12 protein-coding genes are annotated in these 13164 nt (G+C 72.2%); 6 read left to right on the top strand and 6 right to left on the bottom strand.

The genetic code is table 11. The annotated features are described in order from the left end of the window. Position 1 precedes the first annotated feature (1 nt). Positions 2-1147, bottom strand: coding sequence for a serine hydrolase domain-containing protein (locus tag AC4D2E_RS00355; RefSeq protein ID WP_490951341.1), 1146 nt, complete (start codon positions 1145-1147; stop codon positions 2-4). Here AC4D2E_RS00355 and AC4D2E_RS00350 point away from each other — a divergent pair. Both AC4D2E_RS00350 and AC4D2E_RS00345 read left to right on the top strand, forming a co-directional pair. Further along, positions 1146-3146 carry a penicillin-binding transpeptidase domain-containing protein gene (locus AC4D2E_RS00350; protein ID WP_490951340.1) on the top strand — a complete coding sequence of 667 codons (2001 nt, stop codon included), beginning with the start codon at positions 1146-1148 and terminating at the stop codon, positions 3144-3146. The genes AC4D2E_RS00355 and AC4D2E_RS00350 overlap by 2 nt on opposite strands. Positions 3147-3286: 140 nt before the next feature. After that, entirely contained in the window at positions 3287-4771 is a 1485-nt protein-coding gene (locus tag AC4D2E_RS00345) for a flotillin family protein (RefSeq protein ID WP_490951339.1), read from the top strand. A 57-nt stretch (positions 4772-4828) separates the two neighbouring features. On the opposite strand, the gene AC4D2E_RS00340 is transcribed toward AC4D2E_RS00345, so the two are convergent. Continuing rightward, entirely contained in the window at positions 4829-5230 is a 402-nt protein-coding gene (locus tag AC4D2E_RS00340; protein WP_490910120.1) for a YccF domain-containing protein, read from the bottom strand. Positions 5231-5325: 95 nt separating this feature from the next. Then, positions 5326-6999, bottom strand: a complete 1674-nt coding sequence (locus tag AC4D2E_RS00335; RefSeq protein WP_490910121.1) for a DEAD/DEAH box helicase — start codon at positions 6997-6999, stop codon at positions 5326-5328. 293 nt (positions 7000-7292) lie between these two features. Between AC4D2E_RS00335 and trmB the strand changes: the two genes are divergently transcribed. Both trmB and AC4D2E_RS00325 read left to right on the top strand, forming a co-directional pair. Then, the gene (trmB, locus tag AC4D2E_RS00330) at positions 7293-8171 is read left to right on the top strand and encodes a tRNA (guanosine(46)-N7)-methyltransferase TrmB (protein ID WP_490951338.1); all 879 of its coding nucleotides are present in this window, start codon (positions 7293-7295) and stop codon (positions 8169-8171) included. Positions 8172-8198: 27 nt separating this feature from the next. Further along, a complete protein-coding gene (locus AC4D2E_RS00325; protein WP_490951337.1) occupies positions 8199-9233 on the top strand; it encodes a DUF695 domain-containing protein in 1035 nt (344 codons plus the stop codon). A gap of 34 nt (positions 9234-9267) precedes the next feature. Here AC4D2E_RS00325 and AC4D2E_RS00320 read toward each other — a convergent pair whose 3' ends face one another. Then, complete coding sequence (locus AC4D2E_RS00320; protein ID WP_490951336.1) at positions 9268-9861, bottom strand: TetR/AcrR family transcriptional regulator; 594 nt, start codon at positions 9859-9861, stop codon at positions 9268-9270. Positions 9862-9887: 26 nt separating this feature from the next. On the opposite strand from AC4D2E_RS00320, the gene AC4D2E_RS00315 reads away from it, so the two are divergent. After that, on the top strand, positions 9888-11072 hold the full coding sequence (locus AC4D2E_RS00315) for an MFS transporter (protein WP_490951335.1): 1185 nt from the start codon (positions 9888-9890) through the stop codon (positions 11070-11072). 28 nt (positions 11073-11100) lie between these two features. On the opposite strand, the gene AC4D2E_RS00310 is transcribed toward AC4D2E_RS00315, so the two are convergent. Then, positions 11101-11784, bottom strand: a complete 684-nt coding sequence (locus AC4D2E_RS00310) for an SDR family NAD(P)-dependent oxidoreductase (protein WP_490951334.1) — start codon at positions 11782-11784, stop codon at positions 11101-11103. A 98-nt stretch (positions 11785-11882) separates the two neighbouring features. Here AC4D2E_RS00310 and AC4D2E_RS00305 point away from each other — a divergent pair, with 98 nt between their 5' ends. Further along, on the top strand, positions 11883-12461 hold the full coding sequence (locus AC4D2E_RS00305) for a DUF5655 domain-containing protein (protein WP_490951333.1): 579 nt from the start codon (positions 11883-11885) through the stop codon (positions 12459-12461). Here AC4D2E_RS00305 and AC4D2E_RS00300 read toward each other — a convergent pair. Continuing rightward, on the bottom strand, positions 12418-13119 hold the full coding sequence (locus AC4D2E_RS00300) for a PspA/IM30 family protein (protein ID WP_490951332.1): 702 nt from the start codon (positions 13117-13119) through the stop codon (positions 12418-12420). The genes AC4D2E_RS00305 and AC4D2E_RS00300 overlap by 44 nt on opposite strands. Between the last annotated feature and the right edge of the window lie 45 nt (positions 13120-13164).

Here is a 13164-nt window from a genome sequence, read left to right as displayed (position 1 = left end):
GTCAGGAATTCCCCGGCCGTCGGGGCTCTGCGTCGACGGCAGCGGCGAACGTCCGGATGACCGGCCACGCGCCCTCGGTGCTGTTGCCCAGCACGCTCAGCGTGGTCCGGGTCCCGGGGATGTGAGTGGAGCGGAAGGACGCCCCGGCGTCGTACCCCTCCAGGACGAGGGCCGGGTGGACCGCGTGCAGCCAGAAGCCCATGCCATAGCGCAGCCCTTCCTCCGGCACGTCGTGGCGCGGGCGGATCATCTCCGCGATGGTGTCCCGGGTGACGATCCGCCCGTCGAGGAACGCGCACCAGAACCGGTGCAGATCCGCCGCCGTCGTGAATGCTCCGCCGTCGCCGTTGCCGAGCACCGGCAGGTGCAGCGTGTTCACGAGGTCGCCCTCGTCGAGGACGTAGCCGGGAGCGGCGTCCCCCGGCAGGTCGTTGAGCGGCAGGAACCCGGTGCGCTCCAGCCCCGCGGGATCGACGACGAGCCGCCGGACGGCGTCGTGGTACGTCATCCGGGTCACCCGTTCCAGCAGGACCGCCAGCACCATGTACCCGCCGTTGCAGTAGGCGAACCGCTCCCCCGGTGCCGCTTGCTGCGGGTGGCCGCCGAGCAGCGGCAGGAACGCCTCGGCCGTGGTGAGCATGTGCACCGGGACGGTGAGTACGAAGTCGGTGGCCTCCCAGTCTGCGCTCTCGTCCAGGTAGTCGCCGATGCCCGAGGTGTGCGTCAGCAGGTGCTCGATCGTGACGGCGTCGGCGATCAGGGGCAGGTCGTCACCGAGGAGCCCGCGCACCCGCTGCCCGAGCCCGAGCGTGCCGTCCTCGACCAGGCGCATGACCGCGAGGGCGGTGAAGGCCTTGCTGCCACTGGCGATCGCGATGCGCGTGTCCGCCGTCATCGGCACGCGGAGCCCCCGGTGCAGGAAGCCCTCGCAGCGCTCGAGGGTGCGGCGCTCTCCGACGTCGACCGTGGCCACGCCCGTGAACGCGTTCCGCGCGACCGCCTCGTCGAGTGTTCGTGCCTCGATGTGCATCATTGCCCCCGGCGGGTCGTGGACCTCGAATGGTACGCCGCGTCCGGGGCGGGCGCGACGCCCCGGCGAGCCGAGGGAACGGGGCGTCCCGGCGTTCTCGGACATAATGGGCCGCATGGGGAAACTTCAGCGTGCCACGTCCGTCCTGACCACCGTCGCCCTCGCCCTCACCCTCGCGGCCTGCACGGACGACCGGCCGACGGCCGAGGACGCCGCCGCCACGCTGGCCGAGGGACTCGCACGGCTCGACGTCGGGCAGTCCGCCTTCACCGCTGCGGAGCCCGCCGACGTGACCGCCCAGCTGGCCGCGATCACGGAGGGCTTCGCCCCGGGACCCCCGCAGGTCACGGTGGCCGGCGTCGAGGAGACCGGCGAGGACACGGCGACCGCGACGCTGGACTACGTGTGGGACCTCGACGCGACCGACCAGGACTGGACCTACAGCACGACGGCGGACCTCACGCGCGTCGAGGACTCCTGGCAGACGGCATGGGACCCCGGCGTCCTCGCCCCCGACCTGCTGCCGGAGGAGAAGCTCACCCTCGTGCGCACGCCCGGGGACCGCGGCGACATCACGGGCGCGGACGGCGCCGTCATCGTCACGCAACGGCCCGTCGTCCGCGTGGGCATCGACAAGACGCTGGTCCCGGAGGCGCAGCAGGCCGCCTCCGCCCGCGCCCTCGCGACGCTGCTGGAGCTCGACGCCGCCGGCTACGAGGAGCAGGTGGCCACGGCCGGCGAGGAAGCCTTCGTGGTGGCCCTCGTCCTGCGCGACGACGCCACCCGCACCGTGACCGACGCGCAGATCGACGCCATCCCGGGAGCGCTCCGGCAGGCCGACACGCTCGAGCTCGCGCCCACGCGCACCTTCGCCCGCGAGCTGCTGGGCAGCGTCGGGGAGGCCACCGAGGAGCTCGTCGAGCAGACCGACGGCACCGTCAGGGCCGGGGACATCACCGGCCTGGGCGGGCTGCAGCTCCAGCACAACGCCCGGCTCGCCGGTACCCCGGGGCTGTCGGTGAACGCGGTCCCCGCGGGCGATCCCCCGACGGCTCCCCGGAACCTCTTCACCACGGCACCGGTGGATGGCGAGGACCTCGCCACGACCCTCGACCCCCGGTTGCAGAGCCTCGGCGAGGAGGTGCTCGCGGACGAGCCGTCGGCGTCGTCGATCGTAGCCATCCGCCCCAGCACGGGTGAGATCCTCGCGGCGGCCAACGGGCCGGGGAGCGAGGGCCTGCAGACGGCGCTGCTCGGCCAGTACCCGCCGGGCTCCACGTTCAAGATCGCCACGAGCCTCGCGCTGCTGCGCAAGGGTTTCACGCCCGAGACACCGACCGAGTGCAGCGAGGAGGTGACGGTCGACGGCCGGACGTTCAGCAACGCCAGCACCTTCCCCGCACAGTCCGTCGGCACGATCCCGCTCCTCGAGACCTTCGCGCAGTCCTGCAACACCGGCTTCATCTCCGCACGGGACACGATCAGCCAGGCCGACCTGGAAGGCGCCGCCACCGACCTCGGCATCGGCGTCGAAGCGAGCATCGGGACGCCGGCCTTCTTCGGGTCCGTACCCACCGAGGCCGAGGGTACCGCCCACGCCGCCGCCATGATCGGCCAGGGCGAGGTCCTCGTCTCGCCCCTCTCGCTCGCCACGATGGCGGCGTCCGTGGGCGCCGGGGCCCGCGTCACGCCGACACTCCTCGCACCCGGCGAGTCCACCGGCGAGGGGACCGCCTCGCCGTCGGGCTCGGCGTCGGCCACCGCGGATGCCCCCTCCGACGAGGCTTCCTCCACCGCCGCTCCCTCCACCGCCGCTCCCTCCGCGGCGGCGACGCCCAGCGCGTTCACGGCCGCGGAGTCGGGGATGCTGAAGACGCTCATGGGCGCCGTCGTCACCCAGGGGGGCGCGCAGCTGCTGCAGGACGTCCCCGGGGCCCCTGTCCTGGCCAAGACCGGCACCGCAGAGTTCGGCAGCGAGACTCCCCCGCGTACCCACGCCTGGGTCGTCGCCCTCCAGGGAGACCTCGCTGTGGCCGTCTTCGTCGAGGAGGGCGAGCTGGGCTCCACCTCCGGCGGGCCCCTCATGCAGGCGTTCCTCACCGGAGCCGCCTCCTAGGACCACGGACCCGCAGCATGCGGGTCATCCACTTCGACGACATGGGGTCGGGTCGGCACAGTGCACGCAGTAGCTTGATCACGCTCCGGCGCGCACCCGCGCCGCCGGGGCCTCTCCGAAGACCATTGAAAGGGTCGCAAGTGGATCTCACGTTCATCCCGCTCATCATCGGCGCGGTGGTACTCCTCGTCCTCGTCGTCGCCGCCGTCGTGCTCGCCCGCATGGCGCTGCACATCGCCAGCCCGGACCAGGCACTCATCATCTCCTCCAAGGACAGCAAGGGGCAGCCCGATCCGGACAGCCAGCGCGTCGTCTTCGGCCGCATCTTCATCAACCCGTTCTCCCAGCGGGCCTACCCGCTGTCCCTCGCCTCCCGGCAGGTGTCCCTGCGCATCGAAGGCATCTCGAAGAACGGCATCAAGCTCCACCTCACCGGCGTCGCGCAGGTCAAGGTGGGCGGCGACGCCGACGCCGTCCGCAAGGCGGCCCAGCGCTTCCTCAACCAGCAGGACGCCATCGACCACTACACGCAGGAGACGCTGTCCGGTTCGCTGCGCTCCATCGTGGGCACCCTGACCGTCGAGTCGATCATCCGGGACCGGTCCACCTTCGCCAAGAGCGTGAAGGAGGAGGCGGAGCACTCCATGCACAACCAGGGGCTGGAGATCGACACCTTCCAGATCCAGTCCGTGGACGACGACTCCGGGTACCTGAAGAACCTCGGCCGCCCCGAGGCGGCCCTCGCCGAACGCAACGCGAAGATCGCCGAGGCGCGGTCCATGCAGGAGTCGGAGCAGGCACGCGCCCTGTCCGACGAACAGGTGGCCCTCGCGCAGCAGCAGCTGATCATCCGCCGCGCGGAACTCAAGGAGGAGGCCGACGCCCGCCAGGCGCGGGCCGACGCCTCGGGACCGCTCGCCCAGGCGGAACAGCAGGAGCAGGTCATCATCCGCGAGCAGCAGGTGGCGCAGCGACGTTCGGAGCTGCGCGAGCGCGAGCTCGACACCGAGGTGCGCAAGCCCGCGGACGCCGAGAAGTACCGCCTCATCCAGCAGGCCGACGCGAAGCTCGAGGAGCGCCGTCGCGCCTCCGAGGCGACCGAGATCGAGGCCCGCGTGGACCTCGCGCGCCGCAAGCTCGTCGCCGAGGGTGACCGCGTGGCCGCAGAGGCGGACGCCGCGGCGAACACCGCGCGTGGTACCGCCGAGGCGTCCATCAGCGAGGCCAGGGGCCGCGCCGACGCCGCCGTCATCGCGTCCCGCGGTAGCGCGGAGGCGGGATCCGCGGAAGCCCGCGGCAAGGCCGAGGCCGCGGGGATCGCCGCGCAGGCGGAAGCGTACGAGAAGTTCAACCAAGCCGCCATCCTGTCGAAGGTCCTCGAGGTCCTGCCGGCGATGGCCCGCGAGATCGCCGCCCCGATGTCCGCCATCGACACCATGACCGTGGTCTCCACCGACGGCGCGAGCCAGCTCAGCAGGAACGTCTCCAGCGGCGTCCACCAGACCACGCAGATGGTCAAGGACACCACAGGACTCGACATCATCGCCCTGCTCGGCGACCTGCTGAAGAACGCGGACAAGCCCGGGCAGAACGGGTCGGCGGTCCACAGCTCCGCGTCGGACTAGGCCCGGCCGCCACCGGGCGTCCGGCGGCGGTCCGTCAGCGGCACGTCGGCCGGGAGGTCAGCGGTAGGTCGGCAGGTAGGTTCCCTGGGACGGGACGATGACCTTGCCGAGCGGCGCCAGCGACACCGGGATCAGCTTGAGGTTCGCGATGCCCAGCGGGATGCCGATGATGCTCACGAACATCGGGATGGCCGTGACCACGTGGCCGATGGCGATCCAGATGCCCGCGACGAGCAGCCAGATCACGTTGCCGATCGTGGACCACGCACCCATCTGCCCGCCCCGGTTCACGACGGTCTGGCCGAACGGCCACAGCGCGTACACCCCGATCCGGAACGACGCGATACCGAACGGGATGGTCACGATCAGCAGGCAGCAGATGACGCCCGCCGCGAAATAGCCGAGGGCGAGCCAGATGCCGCCGAACAGGAGCCAGATGACGTTCAGGAGTGCGTTCATCCGGCCATTCTTCCCCACCCGGCGCACGCCCGCACCACCCGGGACGCGTGAAGCCCCCTACCCGGACGGGTAGGGGGCCTCATCGGCGTGTGGTGCTAGCGCGGGCGGCGGTCGTTCGACGCCGGGACGCTCGCCCTGCGGGAGCCACCGGAGCGGCGGGCACCCTCGGAGCGTGCGGCCGACGGCGCATGGCTGCGCTGGCCACCGGCCGCGGGAGCCCCGGCGGCCGTCCGGGGGACGGCGTCGCCGACGCGCTGGCCCGACGCCGGACGGCGGCTGCGCGACGTCGTCTCCGAGGCGGTGCGGGGCTCCTCGGTACGACGGCGGGTACCGCCGGTCTTCGCCGCGGCACCGGTGTCGGTACCGAAGCGGGGTGCCTGCGGCTGGTCCTTGCGGCGATCGGCGCGGTTGCCCTGGGCGGCCTGCGGATCGGCGGAGACGCGTCCCCGACCGCCGCGGCCCCCACGACCACCCGCGGTCGGTGCCGGAGCGCCGCGACGGGCGCGCTTGCGCTCGGCGTTCGCGCCGGTGGACGTGCCCTGGCCGCGGGCGGCCTCACGGGAGACGAGGAGCGCCGCACGGGTGCGGGGGTCGATCTTCTCCGCGAGGTCCCCGGTCAGGGACTGGACCAGGGGCGAGGTCGCCTTCACGTTCTCGAACGCGACGTCGACGCCCGCGGCCTTCATGAGCTTCTGCACCTCGGACTTCTGCTCGGGCAACGTGATCGTGACCACGGTGCCCGACGAGCCGGCGCGGGCCGTGCGGCCCGAACGGTGCAGGTAGGCCTTGTGCTCCGTGGGCGGGTCCACGTGGACCACCAGTTCGACGTCGTCGACGTGCACGCCGCGCGCGGCGACGTCGGTGGCGACGAGCACGCGGACGTCACCCGAGGAGAACTCCGCGAGGTTGCGGTCGCGGGCGTTCTGCGACAGGTTGCCGTGCAGGTCGACGGCTGGGATGCCGGCGTCGGTGAGGGTCTTGGCGAGCTTCCGCGCGTGGTGCTTGGTGCGCATGAAGAGCAGGCGGCGGCCGGAGCCGGAAGCGAGCTGGACGATCAGCTGCTTCTTCTGCGTCTGGTCGCCGATCAGCAGCACGTGGTGCTCCATGGTGGTGACCGCGGCCTGGGGGTCGTCGACCGAGTGGGTGACCGGGTTGGTCATGTAGCGGTTGACCACCTTGTCCACACCGTTGTCCAGCGTCGCCGAGAACAGCAGGCGCTGGCCGTCGGCCGGGGTCGTGTCGAGCAGCTTCTTCACGACGGGCAGGAAGCCGAGGTCCGCCATGTGGTCGGCCTCGTCGAGGATGGTGATCTCCACGGACTCGAGGGTGATCAGCTTCTGCCGCATCAGGTCCTCGAGGCGCCCGGGGCAGGCGATGACGATGTCGACGCCGGCGCGCAGGGCCTTCTCCTGGCGCTGCTGGGAGACTCCACCGTAGATGACGGTGGTGTTCAGGCCCAGTTCCTTGGCCAGGGGTTCGACCGTGGCGTTGATCTGCGTGGCGAGCTCACGTGTAGGAGCGAGGACCAGGGCCAGCGGGCGCCCGGGCTTGCGGCGGTAGGCCGCTTCCTGCTCGGCGAGGCGCGCGACCATGGGGAGCGCGAAGGCGAGGGTCTTGCCCGAGCCGGTGCGGCCACGGCCGAGGACGTCGCGCCCCGCGAGGGAGTCGGGCAGCGACTTGACCTGGATGGGGAAGGGTTCGGCGATGCCCTGCGCGGCGAGGTTCTCGACCAGCGCCTTGGGCACACCGAGGGCGGCAAAAGTAGTCATGTGGAGTACACGAACTTTCTTCTCATGTTCCCCGGCGCCGGTCGGCGCAGGGGTTCGCCGAAGAAGAGTCAGACAGTGTCCACCGCGCTCACGATCGTGCGAGCTGGATGCGGGACAAAAGAATGCGTTCTATCGACGCAGGCTGCGCGCTGTTCTGGATGACGCCCGTCTGGATGACATGGTCGGCCGTGCGCAGGCAAGTTCTCCCAGTTTACCAGCCGGAGCGCCGGAACCCCGCATCGCGGGCCCTGCCCGAGCGCCGCGACGACCCGCGGCCGGTAGCCTTGGGAGTGATGGATCCTCAAGTACAGACCCCCGATCAGCCGCACCGCACCCAGCCCGTGTCCTTCGTCCGGCGGGGCTCGCGCCTCCAGGGCAGGCGGCGCGAGGCCTGGGACGAACTCGCCGAGGCCTTCCTCCTGGACGTCCCGCGCGTCCACAACGCCGACACCTCGGTGGCGCCCGGCTTCGTGCTCGACGTCGAGGCCGCCTTCGGCCGGTCGGCGCCGCTCGTCGTCGAGGTCGGGTCCGGACTGGGCGAAGCCATCGCGCACGCCGCAGAACTCGACCCGGACCGCGACTACCTGGCTCTCGAGGTGTACCGCCCCGGGCTCGCCCAGACCATGCTGCGCATCAGCCAGAAGGACCTGACGAACGTGCGGACCGCTCAGGTCAATGCGGCGGAGGCCTTCGAGGGGATGATCCCCGCATCGTCCGTCGCCGAGCTCTGGACCTTCTTCCCCGACCCCTGGCACAAGGCCCGCCACCACAAGCGCCGGCTCGTGAAGGAGGACTACGTCGAGCTCGCCGCCCGCATCATCGCGCCCGGAGGGCTGTTCCGCCTCGCCACCGACTGGTCGAGCTACGCCGTGCAGATGCGCGCCGTGCTCGACGCGCATCCGCAGTTCGAGAACCTCCACGACGGCGAACGCAGCGGCGCGGACAGTCCGCTCACCCGGGTCTGGCAGAGCGGGGTGGAATCGGTGGTCGGCGGTGCGCCCGTGCGTCAGGGCCGTGATCCGGTGAGCACCGGGAACACGGGCGTCAACGAGGGGACGGACTCGCTCGGCGGCTGGGCCCCCCGTTTCGGGGGCCGCACCCTCACCAGTTTCGAGAACAAGGCGATCGAGTCCGGGCGCACGGTGTTCGACCTCACCTACCGCCGCCGCTGAGCGCCCGCGAGCACCGGGGACGCAGGAGTGAGAGGGATCTTCAGCCGCCGCAGGGGTTCCGCCCGCAGGGCCGGGACGGACCCGATCGAAGCCTTCTGGCGCTGGTGGGCGGACGACGGCGAAGAGCTCCTGACCGATGCCACGCGGGCCGGGGACTTCGATGCCTACGTGGACGTCATGACCCGGCGTGTGCAGGCGATCGCGCATGGCCTCGAATGGGAGACCCGTACCGGCACCGACGCCGAGCACACGCTGTGCGTCTCCAGCGGTGGCGACGCGTCGCTGCGTCCGGTGGCCGAACGCTGGTACCGGGCGTCCCCGCCGCCCGGCCCCCGGTGGGACTTCGTCCCCGCCCGCAGCGCCAAACCGGACATGCTGGAATCCACCATCACCTACCGCGGCCGGACCTTCGACCTCCGCCGGACCCGCGTGCATGCCGCGGTGACCCGCGCGGGTGACGGCTTCATCGTCTCCGTGTACAACCCCGGCTTCACCGGACAATGGGACGACGAATACGGATTGTGCGTCCTGCTGCTCGAATGGCTGCTCGGTGAGGACGACGTCGAACGCTGGATCCGCCGCGTGGACTGCATCGCCCGTGACGTGGTGGACAGCATCCCTGCAGCGGACCTGCCGGTCCGGGTCGCGGACCTCGCCCGCACCCTCCCCGCACCCGACTGGCTCCTCCTGCAGGGGACCCTCGGAGCGGGCCATCCGATCCTCGTGCGGGTCCTGCGCCCGCTGCGGTGGATCGACCATCCCCGCTTCGACCTCCACACGGCACTGCGGGTCCCGTTCGACGCCGACGAGCAGGGCCTCCCCCGCCCCGCGGCGTTCGATGCCCTGAACGGCCTCGAGGACTCGCTCGTGACGGCGCTCGGGTTCCGGGGGATGCTGGTGGCCGCCGAGACGTCCAGGGGCGTCCGGACCCTCCACTTCTACTCCGACTCGGAGGACCAGAACGGCAGGGACGTCCTCGACGCCGCGGCCCGCGAACGGCGCGACGTCACCGCGCGGCACACCCTCGATCCCGGCTGGAAGAAGGTCCGGGACTTCGCCTGACCGCGCGCCGAGCGGCACCGACCCGTGCCGGCGCTCAGCGCCCCCGGGACGTCGGTCCGGTGACGGCGCGCAGGGTGGTGCCGGCGATGTGCCTGCCCTCGGCGGTGGCGGTGTCCACGTCCGTTCCGCGCAGGATCATCCCGAGGACGCCGGTGTAGATCAGGACGAGCCGACCCGCCAGCAACGGCGCCTGCTGCGCGCCCACGAGGGGGACCGCCAGGTCCTCCAGCCGGCCCAGGAGCAGCCGGGTGTCGGCGGCGAGCGCGTCCTCGAGGTCCCGCCCGGGGTGCGGGGTCTCCGCGGCGACGCCGAGGAACACGCACCACCGCGAGGGCGTGAGGGCATGCCGGTGCCGGGAGAGTGCGGTGAAGACGGCGAGCAGCTTCTCCTCGGGGGTGGGCGCCTCGTCGACGCATTCCTGCCAGGTGGTGTCCCACCGGGTCAGCCGACGGCGCAGGGCCTGCGTGATCAGGCCTTCCTTGTTGCCGAAATGCGCGTAGAGCGTGGCCGGCGAGACCCGGGCGCGCTGGAGGATCGCGTCGACGGGGGTGACGCTCACCCCCTGCGTCGCTGTGAGGTCCTCCGCCGCGTCGAGCAGCCGGTCCCGTGCCGTTGGTTGGAGTGCCATGGGACAAGGGTATAACGTTCGTTTCAATGAAACGATCGTTACAGTCAGCTGCCCGGCCCCACGCCCTGCTGTTCGCGACGTCCGGCGTCGCGCTCATCGCCGTCACCTACGGCCTGGCCCGCCTCGGCTACGGACTGTTCCTGCCGGCGTTCTCCGCGGCGTTCCCCCTGACGCCCGCGGTGAGCGGACTGCTGGCGTCCGGCGCCTCGATCCTCTACTGCGTGTCCGCCGGCATCGGCTTCCGCCACGCCTCCCTCCGTCCCCGCGCGGTGGCCGTGCTCGCCGGGCTCTCCGCGACCCTCGGCAGCCTGGGTATCGCCGCCGCCCCCAGCACCCCGGTGTTCGCGGGAGGAGTCCTGCTCGCCGGGATGGGAGCGGGGTTCGCCTCCCCCGCCATGGTGGAGCTGGTCGGCCGCAACGCCGACTCCCCGGCCCAGGGGCGGCTCCAGTCGGCGGTCAATTCGGGGACGGGGTTCGGCGTGGTCCTCGCGGGGGCCCTGTCCCTCGTGCTCGGCGAGGCATGGCGCCTGGCCTGGGTGCTGGTGGCGGTCCTCGCCGTGGCGTCCATGGTCGCTGTCCTGCGGCTGGACAGGGGGACCGGCACGCCCGGCCTCCCTGCCGGGCAGCGGGCCGCGCCCTCGCTCGTCGCGCGGTCGGGTTTGCACGGACTGGCCAGGCCGCTCGGCGGCGCCCTCGTCTTCGGGAGCGGGTCCGCCGCCGTGTGGGTCTACGGCAGGGCGACGCTCGAGCAGGCGGGCGGTATGGGCGTCGGCCTGACCGCCGGCGCCTGGATAGCCCTGGGGCTGGGTGGCGCCGGAGCCGCCGCGGTGTCCCGCTGGCTCGCGGGGCATTCCATCCCCGTGACGTGGTCGCTGTCGACCATCGTCACGGCGGCGGCGACCACGCTCGTGGGGACAGCGCCCGGTTCCCTCCTCCTGGCCTATACCGCCGTCTTCTGCTTCGGCCTCGCCTACACGGCAGCGACGTCCGTGCTCATCCTGTGGGCCGCCGCCACGGCGGCCGACAGCGCGGCCGGGACGTCACTCCTGTTCATCGCCCTCGTGCTCGGGCAGGCGGTCGGGGCATCGCTCACGGGGCTCCTGCTCCAGGCGGGCAGCGCCGCTGTCGCCTTCCCGGCGGCGGCTCTCGCGTGCGCGGCCAGTGCCGTCGCCGCCGTCCCGATGCCGGCCCGCGTCGCACGGGTGCGGTAGGACGGGGCCGCTCCCCGGGCTGACGGCCTCAGAACGCGGACGAGGCCAGGTCCCGTTCACCGTCGCGGATGGCGCTGACGATGCGTCCGGCGACGGCCACCGGATCCTTGCCCTGCGGCAGCCTGGGGGCCTCCCCTGCGATGGGCCGCGTGGCCAACCCGGTCTCCGTGTGCGGCGGACGCGCGTCGAGGACCCGGACGCCCTGCCGGCGCAGCTCCAGCGTCAGTGCCTTCCCGTATGCGCTCAGCCCCGCCTTCGTGGCCGAGTACGCGGCCATACCCGCCGTCGGGCTCTCGGCGACGACGGCACTGATCTGCGCGATGAACGAGTCCTTCCCGAGCGAGGGGGCGACCGCACGGACGAGCCGCATGTAGCCGAGCAGGTTCACGAGCACGAGCTCGTCGAGGGTGTCGTCGTCGACCTCGGTGGCGGGCCCGAAGGCCACCACGCCGGACGCGAACACGAGTCCGTCCAGCTCCCGGCCGTACACCGCGGCGGCGATGTCCGCCGGGCCCGTGGGCCTGCCCAGATCAGCGGCGACGCGACCGACGACGGCCTCCCCGAGTTCCTCCGCGAGTCTCCCCAGTTTGTCCTCGGACCGCCCGGAGAGCGTGAGCCGGGCCCCCTGTGCCGCGAGCTGGCGGGACAGCTCGGCCCCGAGGACGCCGGTGGCGCCGACGACGAGGACATGGGCACCGCTCAGCTCGGTCATGCGCCGAGTGTAGCAACGCCCGTCGGCGCCTTTCCGGCACGCGGACCGGGCGTGCGGACCCGAGGATGGTGCGCCACCGCTGCCGCTACAGTGTGGGCATGGCCGAGATGCAGAGCTGGCAGTCGATGGTGGACGCGAACGCGGCACGCCTCCTCCGTACCACCGGGCGGACGCCGTCGGACTGGGCGGGCGACGCCCGCGCCGCGGGCATCACGACGCACGAGGACCTGGCCCGCTGGCTCAGGGAGCAGGGGGTCACCGGGTACAGCCTGATGAGCGTCGACTGGGAGGTCTTCGGGCTCCCCGAGATGTTCCTCCGGTCCGCCGACGAGCTCTACGACGCCCAGTACGCGGACCGGCCGGCCCTCAAGCCCGTCGCCGACCGGATCCTGCTGTGGGCCGCGGCGACACCCGGGACGATCATCCAGATGCGGAAGACCTACGTCTCGCTGCAGTCGTCGCGGCGGAAGTTCGCGCAGCTCGCCCCGACCACCCGTACCGCCGTCGATCTGTCCTTCCGGCTGGCGGTGCCGGACCTGCCCGGACTCGAACCGGTCCGCGGCGACGACCCGTTCGCCTGGCGCATCCGGCTCCGGAACGAGGACGACATCGACGACGCCCTCCTGCGGGCGCTCAGCGCTGCACTGGAGGATAGCCTCGGTCGTTCCTCCGCTTGAGCTTCTCGAGCTCCTGCTGCGTCGCCGCCTCCGCCTCGAGTTCCTCGAAGGCCTGCTGCAGGCGCGGGGAGGACGGGTCGGTCCAGGAGAGCTCCTCGCGCGCTCGCGCCTGGGCCTCGAAGCGGCGCACCTCGAGCTCGGCGTTGCGGCGCGCGGCGTCGATCGCCGCCCCCTCCCGCGAGGAGGAGGCGAGGGCGTCGTGCACGCCGATGGCGGCCTGCGCTGCGGCACGCCGGGCCAGCATGGCGTCGTACTCCATGGCGTTCTGCTGCACGCGCTGTTCGAGCCGACGGACGTCCTGCTGCAGACGGCGGGACTGCTCCTCCGCCTCGCGGAGCTGCCGGGTGAGCGTGTCGAGGCGTCGGCGTGCCGTCATCGACTCCCGGATCGCGGCCCGGGCGGCGTCGTCGTCCCCGCGCTGGACGGCGGCCGCGGCGGCCGCTTCGACCCGGTTGAGGTAGGCGGCGGCGTCATTGGCGGCGAGACCCACGCGGTGGTGGTGTGCGGCGACGTCGGCCGCCCCGCGGCGCGCCTGATCCAGCAGCGAGTGCTGGGACACCTGGGCGTTCTGCGCCTGGACCCGGGGGTCCTGCTTCGCTTCGGCCGCCGCGTTCCGGTTGGCCTGCACGATGCGCGTGATGCGGCGTTTGATCGACATTGCTCGGACCCCCGGCTGGTTGTGGTGTGGCTACCTGATCAAACC

The organism is Arthrobacter sp. TJ-265, assembly GCF_058269135.1.
This window is presented reverse-complemented; position numbering and strand designations above follow the sequence as displayed.